This window comes from Bacillus sp. IT-79MI2 (genome assembly GCF_949768135.1).
In the GTDB taxonomy this organism is placed as follows: domain Bacteria; phylum Bacillota; class Bacilli; order Bacillales; family Bacillaceae_G; genus Bacillus_A; species Bacillus_A pseudomycoides.
Map to the genome: position 1 here is coordinate 22,992 of NZ_CATKPV010000050.1, position 17,723 is coordinate 40,714.

The 17,723-nt window shown below is 34.4% G+C and carries 22 protein-coding genes; 8 read left to right on the forward strand and 14 right to left on the reverse strand.

What is annotated here, in order from left to right:
- Window positions 1–23: 23 nt before the first annotated feature.
- The 9 genes from ACM6HU_RS06345 to ACM6HU_RS06385 all read right to left on the reverse strand — a co-directional run bounded on the left by ACM6HU_RS06345 (window position 24) and on the right by ACM6HU_RS06385 (window position 7,885).
- Window positions 24–1,433 (reverse strand): PH domain-containing protein, encoded by a 1,410-nt coding sequence (locus tag ACM6HU_RS06345; protein ID WP_016113674.1) that lies wholly within the window; start codon window positions 1,431–1,433, stop codon window positions 24–26.
- A complete protein-coding gene (locus tag ACM6HU_RS06350; protein WP_016113673.1) occupies window positions 1,426–1,902 on the reverse strand; it encodes a PH domain-containing protein in 477 nt (158 codons plus the stop codon). The genes ACM6HU_RS06345 and ACM6HU_RS06350 overlap by 8 nt, the downstream gene beginning before the upstream one ends.
- Before the next feature lie 88 nt (window positions 1,903–1,990).
- Window positions 1,991–2,173, reverse strand: coding sequence for a hypothetical protein (locus tag ACM6HU_RS06355; protein WP_016113672.1), 183 nt, complete (start codon window positions 2,171–2,173; stop codon window positions 1,991–1,993).
- A gap of 93 nt (window positions 2,174–2,266) precedes the next feature.
- Window positions 2,267–3,274, reverse strand: coding sequence for an ATP-binding protein (locus ACM6HU_RS06360; RefSeq protein WP_016113671.1), 1,008 nt, complete (start codon window positions 3,272–3,274; stop codon window positions 2,267–2,269).
- The gene (locus ACM6HU_RS06365; RefSeq protein WP_016113670.1) at window positions 3,271–3,942 is read right to left on the reverse strand and encodes a response regulator transcription factor; all 672 of its coding nucleotides are present in this window, start codon (window positions 3,940–3,942) and stop codon (window positions 3,271–3,273) included. Before ACM6HU_RS06365 ends, ACM6HU_RS06360 begins: the two co-directional genes overlap by 4 nt.
- Before the next feature lie 37 nt (window positions 3,943–3,979).
- A complete protein-coding gene (locus ACM6HU_RS06370) occupies window positions 3,980–4,963 on the reverse strand; it encodes an alpha/beta fold hydrolase (RefSeq protein ID WP_016131215.1) in 984 nt (327 codons plus the stop codon).
- A 241-nt stretch (window positions 4,964–5,204) separates the two neighbouring features.
- Entirely contained in the window at window positions 5,205–5,924 is a 720-nt protein-coding gene (locus ACM6HU_RS06375; protein ID WP_016113668.1) for an EcsC family protein, read from the reverse strand.
- A 13-nt stretch (window positions 5,925–5,937) separates the two neighbouring features.
- Entirely contained in the window at window positions 5,938–7,149 is a 1,212-nt protein-coding gene (locus tag ACM6HU_RS06380; protein ID WP_016113667.1) for an ABC transporter permease, read from the reverse strand.
- Window positions 7,142–7,885: an ABC transporter ATP-binding protein gene (locus tag ACM6HU_RS06385; RefSeq protein ID WP_016131214.1), complete on the reverse strand. Its 744-nt coding sequence runs from the start codon at window positions 7,883–7,885 to the stop codon at window positions 7,142–7,144. The genes ACM6HU_RS06380 and ACM6HU_RS06385 overlap by 8 nt, the downstream gene beginning before the upstream one ends.
- 578 nt (window positions 7,886–8,463) lie before the next feature.
- Here ACM6HU_RS06385 and ACM6HU_RS06390 point away from each other — a divergent pair.
- Window positions 8,464–8,898 (forward strand): HIT family protein, encoded by a 435-nt coding sequence (locus ACM6HU_RS06390; protein ID WP_016131213.1) that lies wholly within the window; start codon window positions 8,464–8,466, stop codon window positions 8,896–8,898.
- A gap of 41 nt (window positions 8,899–8,939) precedes the next feature.
- Here ACM6HU_RS06390 and ACM6HU_RS06395 read toward each other — a convergent pair whose 3' ends face one another.
- The gene (locus tag ACM6HU_RS06395; RefSeq protein ID WP_016113664.1) at window positions 8,940–9,131 is read right to left on the reverse strand and encodes a hypothetical protein; all 192 of its coding nucleotides are present in this window, start codon (window positions 9,129–9,131) and stop codon (window positions 8,940–8,942) included.
- Between the two features lie 79 nt (window positions 9,132–9,210).
- On the opposite strand from ACM6HU_RS06395, the gene ACM6HU_RS06400 reads away from it, so the two are divergent.
- Window positions 9,211–9,573 carry a YtxH domain-containing protein gene (locus ACM6HU_RS06400; RefSeq protein WP_016113663.1) on the forward strand — a complete coding sequence of 121 codons (363 nt, stop codon included), beginning with the start codon at window positions 9,211–9,213 and terminating at the stop codon, window positions 9,571–9,573.
- 300 nt (window positions 9,574–9,873) lie between these two features.
- Window positions 9,874–10,431 (forward strand): HTH-type transcriptional regulator Hpr, encoded by a 558-nt coding sequence (locus ACM6HU_RS06405; RefSeq protein WP_016113662.1) that lies wholly within the window; start codon window positions 9,874–9,876, stop codon window positions 10,429–10,431.
- A gap of 6 nt (window positions 10,432–10,437) precedes the next feature.
- Here ACM6HU_RS06405 and ACM6HU_RS06410 read toward each other — a convergent pair whose 3' ends face one another.
- Window positions 10,438–10,773, reverse strand: a complete 336-nt coding sequence (locus ACM6HU_RS06410) for a DUF1878 family protein (protein WP_016113661.1) — start codon at window positions 10,771–10,773, stop codon at window positions 10,438–10,440.
- Between the two features lie 119 nt (window positions 10,774–10,892).
- On the opposite strand from ACM6HU_RS06410, the gene ACM6HU_RS06415 reads away from it, so the two are divergent.
- Entirely contained in the window at window positions 10,893–11,087 is a 195-nt protein-coding gene (locus tag ACM6HU_RS06415) for a hypothetical protein (protein WP_016113660.1), read from the forward strand.
- A gap of 30 nt (window positions 11,088–11,117) precedes the next feature.
- On the opposite strand, the gene ACM6HU_RS06420 is transcribed toward ACM6HU_RS06415, so the two are convergent.
- Window positions 11,118–11,189: a YjcZ family sporulation protein gene (locus ACM6HU_RS06420; protein WP_224796251.1), complete on the reverse strand. Its 72-nt coding sequence runs from the start codon at window positions 11,187–11,189 to the stop codon at window positions 11,118–11,120.
- Window positions 11,190–11,545: 356 nt separating this feature from the next.
- On the opposite strand from ACM6HU_RS06420, the gene prsA reads away from it, so the two are divergent.
- The 4 genes from prsA to ACM6HU_RS06440 all read left to right on the forward strand — a co-directional run bounded on the left by prsA (window position 11,546) and on the right by ACM6HU_RS06440 (window position 14,345).
- On the forward strand, window positions 11,546–12,391 hold the full coding sequence (gene prsA / locus ACM6HU_RS06425) for a peptidylprolyl isomerase PrsA (RefSeq protein ID WP_016113659.1): 846 nt from the start codon (window positions 11,546–11,548) through the stop codon (window positions 12,389–12,391).
- Window positions 12,392–12,985: 594 nt separating this feature from the next.
- Window positions 12,986–13,429 (forward strand): helix-turn-helix transcriptional regulator, encoded by a 444-nt coding sequence (locus tag ACM6HU_RS06430; protein WP_414848083.1) that lies wholly within the window; start codon window positions 12,986–12,988, stop codon window positions 13,427–13,429.
- 43 nt (window positions 13,430–13,472) lie between these two features.
- The gene (locus ACM6HU_RS06435) at window positions 13,473–13,943 is read left to right on the forward strand and encodes a hypothetical protein (protein WP_016132562.1); all 471 of its coding nucleotides are present in this window, start codon (window positions 13,473–13,475) and stop codon (window positions 13,941–13,943) included.
- 57 nt (window positions 13,944–14,000) lie between these two features.
- Window positions 14,001–14,345, forward strand: coding sequence for a hypothetical protein (locus ACM6HU_RS06440; protein ID WP_088094098.1), 345 nt, complete (start codon window positions 14,001–14,003; stop codon window positions 14,343–14,345).
- A gap of 70 nt (window positions 14,346–14,415) precedes the next feature.
- On the opposite strand, the gene glpD is transcribed toward ACM6HU_RS06440, so the two are convergent.
- Window positions 14,416–16,098: an aerobic glycerol-3-phosphate dehydrogenase gene (gene glpD / locus ACM6HU_RS06445; RefSeq protein ID WP_088094097.1), complete on the reverse strand. Its 1,683-nt coding sequence runs from the start codon at window positions 16,096–16,098 to the stop codon at window positions 14,416–14,418.
- 133 nt (window positions 16,099–16,231) lie between these two features.
- Entirely contained in the window at window positions 16,232–17,722 is a 1,491-nt protein-coding gene (gene glpK / locus ACM6HU_RS06450) for a glycerol kinase GlpK (RefSeq protein WP_016113654.1), read from the reverse strand.
- Window position 17,723 lies beyond the last annotated feature (1 nt).

Consider the following 17,723-nt stretch of genomic DNA (forward strand, 5'->3'; position numbering starts at 1 on the left):
TTGTCTTTTTTCTATTTAGGTTTCTACTTATTCTTATACCAATCTAACATACACTCTGCATCTTCTAAACGCGTATGCTCTAATTTATAATTTGTGGATGCACTAGAGAAAGTCTGCGAACATAAATGCGCTCCACGCTGAAAATAAGATTGCGTTTTCTCGATTGATTGTACATGTCTTCTTCTTACTAAACCTGTGTATTTAGCAATGTTACGATACACCATCGTTAATTGCTCGCCTTCTACTCTATAGCCACCTGCACGAAATGTCGCATATCCAAGTGACATAAGTAATCCAAACAGAGGTAACAGCGCCCAAATTACAAAATATTTTTCAAAGTATATGCTTACACCTGTAATCGGAACTGCTAATATACAAAAGAAAATAAAACTCCCTAACAAATAGCGGCGCAGTGCCGTTTTTGGCAAAGCTGTAATATTAGAGTTTAGTTCATATGGCAACTGTAAATGAGCGAGCAATTCTGCAACGCGGTCTTTCCGAATGACCGGATGGAGTGTAACATTCTCCTCACCTTTTTCATGATTTTGAATGACTTCTACATGCACAGAGCAGTAACCAAATGGTTGACGGAATATCCCTTCTTTTATCGTAATTCCTTGAATACGATGTAGCTTTAACACAAGTTCTTTTCTCTCAAGAAGCCCTTGTGAAATACGAATTTCATCATTTTCCCGATGCACTGTAAAATTCGCATGCTTTAAGGCGTAACCAAATGTGGATACAATCCAAGAAACAACAAGTAAGACCGCAACCATATAAATCCAACCGTACACATCATGATTCATCACATATGTTTCTACTCTTTCTTTCATCCATTTCGGGATATATTCATCTACTTGGGAGTAAATAAAGAATAATAAAGAGAACAACAAACCAAATTGACCAGATGTAACGGATGCTAATAAAATCTCTTTCCACGTCAACTTATATTCCGTCCGATTTTCTTCTGTCAAACTAGCATTTACCGTATCCTCTTCTATTTCTGTATGTTTCTCTGTCGATTCAGTTAACATTGTAATTAATGTTTTTGCTTCGTCAGCTGTAATACCAGCTAAGCTAACCTCAGGCTCACCACCACCGCCAGCTGTTTCAATTTTGAGCTTCGTTAAACCTAATATTTGATATAACATACTTGAACTTGTATTAATCGTCTGTACGCGCTCTTTATTCAAGTAACTTTCTTTTTTCACAAATAGTCCTTGTTTAATGTGTAGTACATTATTTTCTATCCAGTATACTTTATAGTACCATTCAACAATAATCGAGACGACTGAAATCACTAAGAAGCCGATCGGTACTAAATACCAAAATGGAAATTTTCCTTTTAAACTAAACAGAAAAACAATGAATGGTATAAAGTCTGTTATTTTTAATTCCAATAACATCGTGATTGGATGCTGCCTCTTATACATCCTCATCACTCACTTTCGCAAGTTCTCCAATTTGGCGCTTCAGCTGTTCCGCTTCTCTCATCTTTAACCCTGGAATACTATGAGAAGTAGCGGCAGTTGAAATTTGTAATTCTGCTAAATCATATTTTCTCATAATTGGACCTTGCTCAATTGTAACGTGTTGCACACGAATCATCGGAACTAATACACGCTTAACCGTAAACATTCCGTGCTGAATTTCTAATTCTTCTTCATTTAACCGATAGCTGTAATAACGCTGACGTAATTTCGGAAATAGAAAGTAGTCAAACGGTGTATACACAACCGTCAACCCAATAAGTACATAAAACAGCCAAGCCCACCAATTAAATTTAATCATGAAAAAGAGATAAGCAAGGATGACTAACACACTTATGCCTAGTTCAATTAAAACACGAGCTTTCCAAACTCTGACCATATCAGGATGAATTTCATTTTCCAATGGCTGCATCTAATCACTCCAAATTTAGTAATCTAATATATGAATTCTCTCATTTTACTATTTTACAGAAAATTACATGGAAATAGAAATGTTTTTATTATAATTCTTTCTTTTCATCATCTTTCTTCTCCGGAATGAAATACCCGAACCAAATGAACCAAATGAGCCCAATCAATGCTGTCCAATCCTTGTCACCTTGAAACGCATCAATTACATTCGGCAATTTATAAACACCAATAAACCCAAGGAGGCCTAGCCACCAGTCTTTTCGAAACTTCATACTCTCTGCTCCTCTCTACCGATTAACCGATTCTATCTATTTTCGATTCCAAATATCCACATCTTGGCTATGAAAACAAAAGAAGACCTGCACTCATTTTCTCTTTTTATTTTCACTTGTTGTAAAGTAAAATATAGTCCCATTTTTATTTGATTGTAACGTATATTTTATATCGAGCATTCTAGATATATCCTGAATGATTTTTAATCCTAGCCCCGCACTTTTACGATTCATATCGAAACCAATTCCATTATCCTTAATAGAAACAACATGATTTTCAATGGTTATCTCAAGTTTTTTAGCTTTTGAATGTTTTAACGTGTTCTGGAAAATGTTATCAAATAACCTTTGAATCCACAAATCGTTACTCGTCCATATTAAATCTTTATTTATTGGATTATATATTAATTGAATATCATGAATACTATACAAATAGTCCCACTTTTTAACCATATCTTCCAATAAATCGTGTATATTCACCTCATGATTTAAAACATAAGAGCTTTCTAATGTATCAGTGGATTGTAAGTTAAATTCATTGGTTAATTCAGCAATATATTGTATTTGTTGATATAACGATTCTAATATTGGTGCTTGATCATTATATTGACCTTCTAAATAGAATAATTGTAACCTAACAGCTGTTAAAGGAGTATTAATATCATGTCTTAATTTATTTAAAAGTTCCTTTTTTATTTCCTCTTGCTGTTTAAGTTCTAATTCTCGATATGTAGTTCTTTCAATTAATAAATTTACCGACCTAATGAGTTCCCCTATTTCATCGTCGTTTTTAACATCTAATTTATTCGGGATCTTTTCATCACTAGCTAAATTTCGAATAGTTTTATTTAATATATTTATTTTATTTAATAGTGAATTAATGGATTTCGAAAATAAAAAGGCTAACAATAATAACGATAAAAAAAAGACGCCTAGCATAGTAGGATATGCAAAAGATTCATGAAATGGAATATTATTATTTTTCGTTTTAAAGGCAATATTATAAATGACTGACATAGAGATACTAATCAATAGTAATAAAAATGGTACGCTTATAACAGCAGAAAACAACAATAACTGGTATTTTTTCTTTAATTTCATTTCTTTATATAGGTATTTAATCTATACCCTTCTCCATATATATTTTGAATAATTTCACCCGTGTTATCATTGATTTTTGTTCTTACTTTTTTTATGTGCACATTCACGATATTTTGATTTCTATCTTCGAGTTGCCATAAATAATCAAAGAAATGTTCTTTCGTTAAAATACGATTCCTATTTTCATATAAATAGAAGAATATTTTACGCTCAATCGCAGTAAACTCAATTTCATTATGTAAGTTATGATTGAAAACTTTTTTATGCTCAGCATCAATATATAAATGTTTGATTTGTGTAAAAGTACCATATCGATTATCTAGCATTTTCTGCATTCTTAGTAATAGTTCTCTAGGATCAAAAGGCTTTATCATATAATCCTCTCCGATTGTTAAACCTTGGAGTTTGCTGTCCATATCACTTCGAGCAGATAGAAAAATAATTGGAATATTTAATCCTAGATTTTTTATTTTCTTTGTAATTTGATAGCCATCTTCACCTGGCAACATAATATCCATTATGACTAAATCTATCTCGTGGATGATATCAATAACTTCTTTTCCTTCTTTCTTCCAACATACATAATACCCTTCGCGTTGCAAAATCTTTTGTAATAAATCTCCAATCATTAAATCGTCTTCAACAATTAAAATTTTATATCCCTTCATCACATAGACCTTCCATTTTCAAAATAAGAATCTCTTACTATTTTTCTACTTTTTTATTGATAAAATTCATGGCAAGATTATATATCTCATCAGGCTCATATAAATAAATGCTGTGCGTACCTTGAATTTTTATTACATCTGCTATCAATAGTTGCTCTGCAAACTCCTCATAATCTTTGTTTTTTTGTTTTGTATATTTCGAATTTTTATTTTGTTTAGCGATCGCATCTAAAAATAAAATAGGTGTTTCTTTTGGTATCGGTAGGTTAACTGATTTTTTACCATTATTGTAACTCTGTAAAAGCTCTTGCTCCATATCATTATTAAAAAATTGTTTATATGATAGTGCTTTATACATTTCTTTTTCATGTTCAGTTAAAAAAGATTGCCGGATCACCTCGGGATTATACGTAACAGAAGGAAAAAGACGATGTACACCCATTTTCGTTAACAGATTGAATCCTCTTACTTTTAATGAATCCACTAGGTTCATTTTATGAGTTACGTATTGCTTCGGTAAACCAATATCTAAAGCAATAATTCCCTTCACTTCATTTGGATACTTTTGTGCCCAGTAAATTGCTTCGATACCTGAGATAGAGTGTGGTACTAATACATACGGCGGTTTATTTCCACTTTGTATGAGCGCTTCTCTACTTTGTTCTAACATCGTATCAATATCTCTATCATCGTGAAAAGCCTCACTGTATCCATAACCAGCTCTTTCAATAACCGCAATCTTGTTTTCTTTTGAAAACTTGCTATATAGTCCTTTCAGTTCATAAACAGGAGCAGCTATCCCAGATCCAGACATAAATACATATGTATCCTCACCGCTCCCTTCCTTGTATACATTGATTTTTTTATTATTAAAATTAACTAATGTTCCCTCACTTTTGATTAATGACGATTCTTTACTTAATTGATAATTATGGTATATAAAAACAGATAGTAACACCAGTAAGATAACCGCAATCGACACAATACATATATTCTTTAATACTTTAAATAATTTTCTCATAGAATTCTCCTTTCAAATTATATTGAAAGGATACAATATAAAAATAAATTTCTAATAAATTTTCCTCTGTGTTTCTAGATAGAAGTCATTTGTTCAGCTCGAATGGTTGAAATTATATTTGTTTAAACTAGAGTTTTATCCACTTTTCAACTTCAGATGTTCTTCTTTTAGACATAAAAACCCCCTTTGGTAAGCATAACCAAAGGGGGGATACTTCTGGATTTCATTTCAAAGCCACATATTAAATTGATATTCCCTTCCGCTGAAGCAACCGCAAACGATAACAATTCATCGTCACTTCTCCAAGCCGTTGCAATAATTGATAATTTGCATACGCTCCGACCGGGGCACCAATAACCGGAACAAGCTGCAGCATCTTCGCTAAATCGATATAATCGCGATATTCTTGCTGAAATTTCTCCCAGTCAATATGATTTTCTTTTTGTGTGTCCCACGTTTCAATTACTTTCCATATTTCCTTGCGATGATCATCACTTGAAAAAGCTAATTGAAACACATGGAGAATAAAGAAACGCTCTTCTTCTTTGCTCGTATCAAATCCATACATAGTCGCTGCATCAAATAAAAATTTCATTTTAATGCTGAGTAAAAGCGGGAAATCTGCCAGGCCTAAGAGAAAACCACCCGCTCCCGTTCCTGCACCTTCTGCGGCCGCAACCTTTTTATACTCATCCATTTTCTTTAAAACCTCTGCATCTCTTCTTTCGAGCGACCAGTCTGTTTCTCTTAGCTTCGGTTTTATAAAATTCGATCCGACGCTAATACCTTGCACCATCTTTTTAATTGTTTCCGTTAATACATTCTGCACTTTTTCCGGAATAAGCTGTTGCACTTTCGTTTGTACCTTTTTCGAAAACCGGGTCATCATAGAAGAATTTTTCATGATTGTATGTTTCCACTGCTGCAACTCTTTTATGACCTTCCCTTCATATTCAGTCATAAGTTCATTCCTTTCAGTTTAAACGCTCAATGCGCTTTGCACCGTATTGATAGACAAAACCAATACTAAAAGCTATGCTAGCGGCGAATAAAATACAGGTCATGATGATATCTTTTGTTGCCAAAGCAAATATGATTGTAAATACGATACTGCCTATACATAAAATTGCATTTAACAGACAAAGAAAATCCTTTTTCTTTTCTTCTACGGTCACTGGATATAAATCAAGCCAAAGTTTTAAACGATGATGTTTCCAAAGGCTTAATAGTTGATAACCAATTAAGTATAGAAATACGATACTCACAATGAAACGCCCATATAAAAACGGTATAAAGTAAAGAATTACACCACCAATAGCAAGTAAGCGCATATATAAACCAAAGTAGTTGCCTGATCTTAAAAATGTACGTGTATACAAATATAAATATGTACGTTTTTCACCAATCATGGAAAGTACAAAATCAAGCCATTTCCGGCGTGACACTCGTTCTTTTAATGCTGGTACATCGACAAACATGTTGGCAATGCGGTACAGGCGCATCATTTTCTTTCCTTCTTCTGCAATTAAGTATTCCCAGTTTAACGGTTTTCCTTTTACTTTTTGATGCATGAAGGCAAGATATATAACCATTACAAAGAGAATCGCTCCTATATAAATTACTGAGATACGCTCGACAAGGAAATACACAAATAATCCGTTACATATAAAGCGAACGAACCAATCTGCACGCTGCATGCCTTGATCTGTTAAAAATGATTTTTCCCACGCTACAAATAAATTCCAAGCTTTGACTAAAACAAGCGCTACTACAACCCATATGTAAACCGCTCCTGTTTGCTTCATTTGTTGGAAATATAACGGAGCAAGCGCGGCCGCTACAATTGCTATCACATATAGCTGAATCATAAACGTAAAGAGAAATGCTTTTGTAAAGTATGGTTTTAATTTTTCTTCAACTGGAAGTAAATACACAAGATCCGCTTCTTTTAATAACGTTTGAATAGATCCTGCTGTTAATACAAACCCAAGTAAAACCGCCATAACAAGCGCGGCCGGAAATGAAGGGGTCAATGTTTGTAGCCATTGCTGATAATAATAGGCACCAGCACCGATGATAAATACGAAAATAAATTTTAAATGATCGTTAAAAACATATTTACTATATGTACGAACTTCTTTTAAAAAATGCCTGAATCGCTCTTTCCACAATGCTCTGCTATTCATAATCTTCTTCCTTTGTTAATGCAATATAAATATCATCTAGCGTCGCACCCGGCATGTTAAATTGTGATTGCAACTCAGATAACGTTCCTTTCGCACGAATTTCACCTTGATGTAAAATAATAAAGGAATCGCAGTAACGTTCTGCTGTCGCTAAAATATGGGTACTCATTAAAATACCAGCACCGCTCTTTTTCATCTTGTCCATTATTTGGAGTAATGATTGAATCGCTAATGGATCGAGTCCAACGAAAGGTTCATCGACAATATAAAGTGACGGTTCAACAAGAAAAGCACTCATAATCATCACTTTCTGCTTCATACCTTTTGAAAAATGAGCTGGGAACCATTTTAAACGATTCGTCATTCGAAATTCTTTTAATAATTGTTGTGCGCGTTCTTCATATTGCTTCTCATCTATACCATATGCCATCGCTGTTAACTTTAAATGTTCTTCCAATGTTAACTCGTCATATAATACAGGTGTTTCAGGAATAAAAGAAAAACTAGATCGATACGCTGTCATATCTTCTCGAATTGTTTTTCCGTTAATTGTTACCGTACCTTTTTTCGGTTCCATTAAACCGATAATATGTTTAATCGTTGTACTTTTACCAGCACCATTTAAACCGATTAAACCAACAAGCTCACCTTTATTAACAGAAAATGAAACGTTTTGCAGCACCGGCCGCTTCGTATATCCTCCTGTGACATTTTCCACACGTAATAACTGTCCCATATGACACCACTTTCTTATTCATTCACTTGTGCAAGCGTATTTTTTATAGAATGTATATATCCATCTTACCAAAAAACAAAAGATACTACATAGTACCGAATTTCTTCAAAAGAAATTTAATTTCTTTGCATACCTTTTCCGAAACGGGACATCATAATTAGTGAAGAAGGAACACATTGAAAAAGCAGCCACCAAGTTGATGAACATAGCTTAGCGAAATCATCATGAAATGGGGTGTCCATAATGGACAAAGAAAATTTACACGAAACCAGATAATTTGTTTCATTTTAGAAACGGGGTGTCTCGAGGAGAGTATATACTGTTTTATAAAATAAACAAGTTCATTTCATAAAGGATTATCATTTCATTGTAAATGGGGTGTCTAAGGCAGAATACGAGCCGAATTGTCACATATTTCCTAAATAAATGAGGTGTCTGCGAACGGTAGATTAAATTAAAATGCTTTTTCAATCCCTCTTCAGAAAACAGGAAGCTGAGTCAGCTTCCTGTTTTTCGTGTTTGTTCTCCTATGTAAATATGGTAAAATACGGCTAAGACTACTTGAAAGGATGAGAATAATGAATCATACAGCGGATAATTGTATTTTTTGTAAAATTATTGAAGGACAAATCCCTTGCTCAAAAGTATATGAAGATGAACATGTGCTTGCATTTTTAGATATTAGCCAAGTGACAAAAGGGCATACACTTGTCATTCCAAAGGTACATAAACAAGACATTTTTGCTTTAACGCCAGAAATTGCATCACATATTTTTTCTGTCGTTCCTAAAATCTCAAATGCGATTAAATCTGAATTTAACTCAGTCGGCTTTAACCTTTTGAATAACAACGGTGAAAAAGCTGGACAAACTGTATTCCACTTCCACCTTCACTTAATTCCACGCTACGGTGAAAACGATGGTTTTGGCGCCGTTTGGAAATCACACCAAAATGAATATACGACGGAAACTTTACAAAACATCGCAAGTACCATTGCAAATAGTGTAAAATAAGGGTAAGAATTCTCTCTATTTTGTACGAATTGTAAACCGTACTACAGAAACATATAAAATACGATTGTACATAACAAGCCTATTCCTCCAAAAGAAATGTACTGCATGGCTTGTTTCTTAACCCAAAATGCTGGAGGATACGATCTTTTTTGCTTTATAAATAACAATAAATGCATAGCACGTACAAGAAAGAAAAGACTTACGATAAAACAAATTGTTGTTACAAGTTTCACTTTTCTCCCCCCTTGTCTTAAGCATATGCATTGTTTTATACATCATGAATATGAACAAAAAATAAGGAGGTTTCCTTTTATGTCAAAAGCTAAATCCTTTGTAACAGGTATCATTTGTGGCGGAGCTGTCGCTGGACTAGCCGTTCTTTTTTCTACTCCTTCTTCTGGTAAAGATATGCGCAATAAACTAAAAGAAAAAGGAAATGGTATTAAAAAAACGCTGGCTGATATTACTGCTGATACAAAATTATTAAAACGTCAAATTGTTGAAACAGCTTCAGAAGGTAAAGAAGTTTTTCAAGAATTGAAAGACGATATGCAGGATACGTTTTCCACATGGAAACAAGATATTTCCCAAAACAAGCTTCATATTGAACAAGAGATTTTAGACATTCAAAAATCAATTGAAAAACTGCAACAAGCAGTTCCAGAAAAAGCGTAAACGATGTTTCATTCTTAGTTTTTGCATATAACAAATATTTTTTATAACTATTTCTCTTCCCGCGACATATCACATAGATATGTCGTGTTTTTATGCATTTACAATATATGTTATCCTCTATTACGTGAAGATAACACATATAGTTATGACACCTAAAACGCTTCCACAGTTATGCATGATTCGTACAAGAATATAATTTTTCCTAAAAATTTTCACAATTCTCACAAAAAGACTTTATTAATTTTTATTTTACTGGCATAATAGATACTAATGAATAAGAATGTAAAAGTGGGTGAGTAAATGAAAAGTGGAGAAAAAGATTATTCGGTAAAAGAAGCCATGATTTTCAGTCAACGCATTGCTCAATTATCGAAGGCATTATGGAAATGCGTAGAAAAAGATTGGCAACAGTGGATTAAACCATATGATTTAAACATTAACGAACATCATATTTTATCCATTGCTTATCATTTAAAAGGGGCCTCTATTTCTGAGATTGCAAAGTTTGGCGTTATGCATGTATCAACTGCATTTAACTTTTCCAAAAAACTTGAAGAGCGCGGCTATCTTGTATTTTCAAAAAAAGAAGATGATAAGCGAAATACGTATATTGAAATTACAGAAAAAGGGGAAACATTGCTGCTGCAATTAATGGAGGAGTATGACCCTGAAAATAATTCGGTCTTTAATGGCGCTCTTGCACTTCGCAATTTTTATGGTAAGTTCCCAGAAAATATCGAGTTAATCGCGATTTTAAGAAATATTTATGGACAAGATTTTATCGATATTTTTGAGAAATCACTAGAAAATATTGAGGAAAATTTTACGGAACACGATCAAAAATTAATTAAAAAATAATATTGATTATTTTTTCGCTGTCATGCGTAAAAATTCTTGCATAATTGGCTGAAATAAGCCCTGTCTATGTAGCGCTTCTGCAGTCTCGTTTACTTCGAGCTGATGTGGAAGCGCTTTTTCAAACTGCTCCAAAAGAGCATCAAACAAAAGTAAGCCTTCTTGTTTCTCTACTATGTATTGTTCGTTCAATTGTTCACAAAGATTCAGTATACGTTCAATATCTTTTTTACGAGCTTTATTCTTTATAATTAAAGAATAAAATGGACACTTATCTTCATCGATCATTTGGAAAAGAAGTTCTACATAATATTCAGCTTGCTCTAGTCGTTTTACAACGTCCATTTTCCCCCTCACTTTCTAACACAAGGTCTTCTATTTCTGAATTTTATAACACGAACAAAATATCGTATGATACAATATATAAAAGTATATGTATTTTGGCCAAAAGGAGGTATCTCCTCGTGACTCTTATAGAAATTGTTTTTGTCACATTTGCACTTATTGTTCTATTCTACACGAATTTCCTGACACATACACTGTGTGTACGGAAACAACTATCCGAGAGCCGACAAACGAGCGCTTTTCGGGTTATTAATATATGTATTACCATTCTATTAATTTCTAGTTATATAGAAATTATATTTCATGCAAAGTGAGGAAGGAAAGCCCCTTCCTCATTTTTTCCTCTATAAGCAAATTATACCTATAATGACTAATAAAATAAACAGTACAACCAATAAAATAAGTGATGAATTCATTCACCCATCCCCTCTCCTCTTTCCTATATATGCTACACGCGCCCAATATGGTACTCATTCCCAATCTGACAATCTTTATAAACAAATGGGTAATTTTTCTTTATCAATAGGAAAAGACGTCGAAATATGGTATATTAAATTTTGTACATATTGCTTATACTATAGAATAAAATTACCTTCAGCTAGATTTTATCCTCAGCCTCGGTAAGCCCTGTTAAGCAGGCTTTTAACTTTATAAGAAAGCGAAACCAGTGAGACTTAATCGGGCTCTTTTGGACAAGCATCATCTGAAATGAGGACGCTTGCCATTTGTGCGGGATAAATTAAAAATACATAATAGTAGGAGTGTTTATTGAATGAAGAAAGCTATGCTTGCCTTAGCAGCAACAAGTTTGATTGCCTTATCAGCATGTGGATCATCTGACAAAATCGTTACATCTAAAGCGGGTGACATTTCAAAAGAAGACCTTTACAACAAAATGAAAGACAGAGCTGGTAAACAAATTTTACGTGGTATGGTACTTGAGAAAGTACTTGTTAAAAACCATAAAGTCGACGATAAAGAAGTTGACAAAAAAGTTGATGAATACAAAAAGCAACTTGGCGATCAATTTGACGCAGCTTTAAAACAACAAGGCTTTACAAAAGACTCATTTAAAGAAAGCGTTCGCGCTGAATTAGCGATGGACAAAGCTATTGAAAGCAGTATCACTGACAAAGAATTAAAAGAGAATTATAAACCTGAAATTAAAGCAAGTCACATCCTTGTAAAAGATGAAGCAACTGCGAAAAAAGTAAAAGAAGAACTTGGACAAGGTAAATCTTTTGAAGAACTTGCAAAACAATACTCAGAAGATAAAGGTTCTGCTGAAAAAGGCGGCGACTTAGGCTACTTCGGACCTGGTAAAATGGTAAAAGAATTTACAGATGCTGCATATAAATTGAAAAAAGATGAAGTAAGTGAACCTGTAAAATCACAATTCGGTTACCATATCATCAAAGTAACTGATATTAAAGAACAAAAACCATTTGAAGAAGAAAAAGCAAACATTAAAAAAGACCTAGTTGAGAAGAAAAAACAAGATCCTCAATTCATGGCTGAGCTTCAAGACAAAGAACTTAAAAAAGCTGATGTGAAGGTTGAAGATAAAGATTTAAAAGATACCTTTGAGACTCCAAAAGCTGAAAAAGAGAAGAAATAATTTAATTACAATAAGCTGTCAGGCGTCCCTGACAGCTTATTTTGCATTCATTGTGCTCCCATCCTGTCTAGGAAACGAGCTAAAAAAGCATCTAGCAAAAAGCTAGATGCAGATAAAAACACAAGGGAAGATAAAAATCTTCCCTTAACCCGTATGCTATTATAACCAAAAATCATGAAAAAGCATAAAAAGTATTGTTTTTATTTCAACTAACATTGCAATTAGGAAAGTAAGGTTTATTTTTCAAACCTCACCAATGTTTTTTCAGGAATAGTAATCTTGTCTATATCAAAGCTATTAAGTTTAAGAGTGATCTCACCTTCTTCCCCAATCCAACAACTATACAGTTCAAAATAATCCACTTATTCCAGATATTCATTCATTATTGCACATAGTCTGTTTAGCTTCTCCTTTGATTCCGTGCAAATCCTTTGGTACGTATATTTCGAAATCTCAATTCCCCAACCAGTTGACACCTCATAAAGTGAAACTTTATGAGGTGGGAGTGTTACTGTCCGTTAATGCGAGATAACTTGCTAAACTCATTCTTCTCCCTCCTTACTATCTTCTCTTCCTACTTTCTCCGAATAAGTAATATTTCCATTCTTTCATGCGAAATTAAAGCTCATTCGCGTTGAAAGTGATTTATCACAGGATAAAATGGCTGAAATTATTGGTTTATCAAAGAAAACATTAGTGGAAATCGAAAAAGGTAGACGCACGCTCACATGGTCAGGTGCAGTTTGTGTTGTAACGCTTTTTGAACATAGTGAGACGATCCAAATGACATTTGGTGATGATGTGAACGAAATTATTAAAATGATTGCTTTTTCACATTACGATATGAGTTTCCCGAAGACTTTAGGAGGAAAAGTATGGTGGCGACAAATAAAGGAGTTAAACGGTTATAAAATACAACAAAATATTCTTTCACAGCATTATAGAATTTTAGACGCTGAAGACTGTAGAGTATGTAGTTCATTTGAGTTAGATGAAATTGAAAAAAGATTTACAGAAGTGACAAAACTGTCGCAGTAAAAAAGATGAAATTGATATGAAACAATGAAAGGAATTGAATGATATGAAAAAAATTATGATTGCAACATTATCCATTGGTATCGTAATGGGGTTATCAACGATTGCATTTGCAAATACAGGTACAAAAACTGAAATCTATAAAGAAGAGCTAGCACATTTCAAAACAATCAATCCCGATATTACAATACTAGAAGTTGATTTAGTGATGAAACAAAGAAAACAATTAGATGAATTATATGAACAACTAGAGAAATTAGAACTGAATTATGGAATTCGTGTTGATAACACAAAAGATCCAAATAAGGAACCAAAACACCTAGATGATTTAACAACAACGCAGCGTGAAAATTGCCTTCAGCTAAATATCAAAATTTGGGATGAAGAGCTTCAGTTTTTAGATGTTCAATATAAAGCTGGTCTCATAAAAGAAGATATGTATAGAACTGAAAAGAAAAACTTTACATATTTTAAAGACGAAAACGTAAAAGAAAAAAATCAATTACACACTAATTAACGCTATAACAGAAACTACTTACATATAAAATAAATCAAATGTTGGAGAGGTATTCAATTGAAAAAAGCAAACACGATTACTATTATAAATACTTTAATGATTAGCATGCTCGTACTAAATTTATTTATTTTCACATCACGAGTTGCAGCTTTACCATGGTTCATTGAGGATGGCTGGGGATATTCAGGATTAGTACTTACCTCTGTTGTTTTCTTATTCATCTTTTTTAAATCTTACCAGCTTCACAAAAATGGAAAAGTAACTACTTTACAGAAGTTCATTCCACTTGTTGCTGCACTATTTTCACTCTTCGTTATGTTAAGTTACTCAACGGATTTTATGACTATATTTGCTCTTATCGTCAATACGAGTATATTAATCATTTATATTTGGAAAATGTAAATAATGCGAGAGAAAAAGAGGTGTTCCATCGAACAACTCTTTTTCTTTCTATTCTACGTATAATAAACACTTACGCAAGAGCTGCCGCTTGCTCTTGCTGATCTACAGGCACGACAGCGTCTCTTAATGCTTTCTCTAATTCAGCTGTATATTTCATTTGTTCTTCTTTACTCCAGCCTAATTTCGCTGCCATATATGCAACGACTGCTTCTTTCCACTCATATACCCAGTGAATGTTAAAGAATACAGCTCCTCTGCGGCGTACGAAGAAGTCGACTGGTTTTGCTGTCATTTCATAGTCCATTGCGTATACAAGCGGTACAAGCACGTCTAACGGCATGTTATATTCTTTTGCTTCTGCTTTATGTTGTTTTGCTAAGTTAAAGAGAATATCTACGTTAGATCCATAGAATTTCGCAAACTCTTCTGCTTGCTTTGCTGTTAAACCATATTTTGTTCCCTCTTGTACTTTTTTCGCAACGAATGTTGGGAATTGTTTTGATCCACTTACATGTCCACCAGAGATTGGCATATGCTTCGTTTCACTTTTCGGATACGCACTATGTCCTTCTTTTTGTAATAATGACGTTACATAATCTACTACCATTTCAGCCATTTTACGATACCCTGTTAATTTTCCGCCCGCAATTGTGATTAAACCAGATTCAGAAGTCCAAATTTCATCTTTACGAGAAATTTCAGATGCGCTCTTACCTTCTTCATAAATTAATGGGCGAACACCAGCCCAGCTTGATTCAATATCTTTTTCTGTAATTTTTACGCTCGGGAACATATAGTTAATCGCATTAATGATATATGTGCGATCTTCTGTTGTCATTTGTGGTACTGCTGCGTCTTTATCATAGAACGTATCAGTTGTACCTACATATGTTTTCCCGCCACGTGGAATTGCGAAGACCATACGCTTGTCTGGTGTATCAAAGTAGATCGCTTGCCCTAGTGGGAAACGTTTTTGATCGATTACTAAGTGAACACCTTTAGATAATTGCAATACTTTTCCTCTTTTTGAATTATCTTTTTCACGTAATGTATCTACCCAAGGTCCAGCTGCGTTTACAATTTTCTTACCGTATACTTCATACACTTCTCCATCTAATAAATCGACGACACGTACACCACATACTTTTCCATCTTTATATAAGAAACCGTCTACTTTTGCATAGTTGACTGCTTTTGCACCATGTTCAATTGCTTCTTTCATAACTTCGATTGTTAAACGAGCATCATCTGTACGATACTCTACGTAATAACCGCCGCCTTTTAGTCCTTCTTGTTTCACAAGCGGTTCTTTTTTCATTGTTTCTTCGCGGCTAAACATCTTCCTACGCTCGCTTCGTTTTACACCTGCTAGGAAGTCGTATACACGAAGACCGATTGATGTACTGAATGAACCGAATGTACCGCCTTTATGGAACGGAAGTAACATCCACTCTGGTGTTGTTACATGGGGACCATTCTCATATACGATCGCACGCTCTTTCCCAACTTCTGCTACCATTTTCACTTCAAGTTGTTTCAAATAACGTAAACCACCGTGTACAAGCTTCGTTGAACGACTTGATGTACCTGCTGCAAAGTCTTGCATTTCAAACACAATTGTTGATAAACCGCGTGTTGCTCCATCTAATGCAATACCAGAACCAGTAATACCTCCACCAATTACGATCACATCTAACTCTTGTTTATTTACTCCGTTTAATACGTCTTTACGTTGTTCACTTGAAAATTTCATGGTAATTCCTCCCTTTGATAACGAAAAAAGAGACCACAAACTCCGCTATAGAATTCGCTTCTATAGCGTGTTGTGGTCTCTCCAAATCTCCTACCGAATTATTAACTTATCATCATTATAACACTGTTTATAATTATTTAAAAGCTTTTGTTGCTTCAATTGCCTTTTTCCAACCAGCATATAGCTCTTCACTTGTTTCCGCTTCCATTGCTGGTGCAAAGCGCTTGTCCATATTCCACTGCGCCTTAATTTCGTCTTGGTTTTCCCAATATCCAACTGCAAGACCTGCTAAATATGCTGCACCTAAAGCCGTTGTTTCATTCACTTCTGGACGCTCTACTGGAACATCTAACATATCACTTTGGAATTGCATTAAGAAGTTATTCTTAACCGCTCCTCCATCAACGCGTAATGTTTTCAGTTCAATACCTGAATCTGCTTCCATTGCACACAATACATCTTTTGTTTGGTATGCTAATGATTCTAGCGTTGCACGGATAAAGTGTTCTTTCGTTGTTCCGCGCGTTACGCCAAATACTGCTCCTCGTACTTCACTATCCCAGTACGGTGTTCCTAGTCCTACGAATGCTGGAACAACATATACACCGTCAGTAGATTCAACGCGAGATGCGTATTCTTCGCTATCACTTGCATCTTTAAACATACGCATGCCATCACGTAACCATTGAATTGCAGAACCTGCTACGAAAATACTTCCTTCTAATGCATATTCAACTTTACCATTTAAACCCCATGCAATCGTTGTTAATAGGCCATGCTCAGACGCAACTGCTTTTTCACCTGTATTCATTAACATGAAGCAACCAGTTCCGTATGTATTCTTCGCCATACCTTCACCGAAGCAAGCTTGTCCAAATAACGCTGCTTGTTGGTCACCTGCGATACCTGCGATTGGTATATTTTGGTTAAAGAAATGATAATCAACTGTATGGGCATATACTTCAGAAGATTGACGTACTTCTGGAAGCATGCTTTTCGGCACTTCTAACATGTCTAGAAGCTCATCATCCCACTGCAGGTCGTGAATATTAAACATTAATGTACGTGATGCGTTTGAATAGTCTGTTACGTGCGCTTTACCACCAGACAATTTCCATACAAGCCATGTATCAATTGTACCGAATAATAATTCGCCGCGTTCTGCTTTTTCTCTTGCACCTTCAACGTTATCTAAAATCCATTTTACTTTCGTACCAGAGAAGTACGCATCAATTAAAAGACCTGTTTTTTCACGAACCATTTCGCTATAACCTTTTTCTTTTAACTCTTCACAAATTTCAGCTGTTTGACGAGATTGCCATACGATTGCGTTATAGATTGGTTTACCAGTTTCTTTATCCCAAACAACCGCTGTTTCACGTTGGTTTGTAATCCCGATACCAGCAATTTGCTCTGGCTTTACGTCCACTTCACTTAAACAAGTTGCAATAACCGCTAAAATTGATCCCCAAATTTCTTGTGCATTATGCTCTACCCAACCTGGCTTTGGAAAATGTTGTGTAAATTCTTTTTGAGCTGAATGAACAATTTTACCTTCTTTATTAAAAAGGATTGCACGTGAGCTTGTTGTTCCTTGGTCTAATGAAAGAATGTATTTTTTCATA

What these genes read in the sequence shown, in the direction of transcription:
- glpK (WP_016113654.1), bottom strand. Translation starts at nt 17,722, where the DNA reads ATGAAAAAATACATTCTTTCATTAGACCAAGGAACAACAAGCTCACGT.
- ACM6HU_RS06390 (WP_016131213.1), top strand. Translation starts at nt 8,464, where the DNA reads ATGAATCATACAGCGGATAATTGTATTTTTTGTAAAATTATTGAAGGA.
- ACM6HU_RS06370 (WP_016131215.1), bottom strand. Translation starts at nt 4,963, where the DNA reads ATGAGAAAATTATTTAAAGTATTAAAGAATATATGTATTGTGTCGATT.
- ACM6HU_RS06385 (WP_016131214.1), bottom strand. Translation starts at nt 7,885, where the DNA reads ATGGGACAGTTATTACGTGTGGAAAATGTCACAGGAGGATATACGAAG.
- prsA (WP_016113659.1), top strand. Translation starts at nt 11,546, where the DNA reads ATGAAGAAAGCTATGCTTGCCTTAGCAGCAACAAGTTTGATTGCCTTA.
- ACM6HU_RS06405 (WP_016113662.1), top strand. Translation starts at nt 9,874, where the DNA reads ATGAAAAGTGGAGAAAAAGATTATTCGGTAAAAGAAGCCATGATTTTC.
- ACM6HU_RS06365 (WP_016113670.1), bottom strand. Translation starts at nt 3,942, where the DNA reads ATGAAGGGATATAAAATTTTAATTGTTGAAGACGATTTAATGATTGGA.
- ACM6HU_RS06380 (WP_016113667.1), bottom strand. Translation starts at nt 7,149, where the DNA reads ATGAATAGCAGAGCATTGTGGAAAGAGCGATTCAGGCATTTTTTAAAA.
- ACM6HU_RS06355 (WP_016113672.1), bottom strand. Translation starts at nt 2,173, where the DNA reads ATGAAGTTTCGAAAAGACTGGTGGCTAGGCCTCCTTGGGTTTATTGGT.
- ACM6HU_RS06345 (WP_016113674.1), bottom strand. Translation starts at nt 1,433, where the DNA reads ATGTATAAGAGGCAGCATCCAATCACGATGTTATTGGAATTAAAAATA.
- ACM6HU_RS06435 (WP_016132562.1), top strand. Translation starts at nt 13,473, where the DNA reads ATGAAAAAAATTATGATTGCAACATTATCCATTGGTATCGTAATGGGG.
- ACM6HU_RS06360 (WP_016113671.1), bottom strand. Translation starts at nt 3,274, where the DNA reads ATGAAATTAAAGAAAAAATACCAGTTATTGTTGTTTTCTGCTGTTATA.
- ACM6HU_RS06375 (WP_016113668.1), bottom strand. Translation starts at nt 5,924, where the DNA reads ATGACTGAATATGAAGGGAAGGTCATAAAAGAGTTGCAGCAGTGGAAA.
- ACM6HU_RS06350 (WP_016113673.1), bottom strand. Translation starts at nt 1,902, where the DNA reads ATGCAGCCATTGGAAAATGAAATTCATCCTGATATGGTCAGAGTTTGG.
- glpD (WP_088094097.1), bottom strand. Translation starts at nt 16,098, where the DNA reads ATGAAATTTTCAAGTGAACAACGTAAAGACGTATTAAACGGAGTAAAT.
- ACM6HU_RS06410 (WP_016113661.1), bottom strand. Translation starts at nt 10,773, where the DNA reads ATGGACGTTGTAAAACGACTAGAGCAAGCTGAATATTATGTAGAACTT.
- ACM6HU_RS06400 (WP_016113663.1), top strand. Translation starts at nt 9,211, where the DNA reads ATGTCAAAAGCTAAATCCTTTGTAACAGGTATCATTTGTGGCGGAGCT.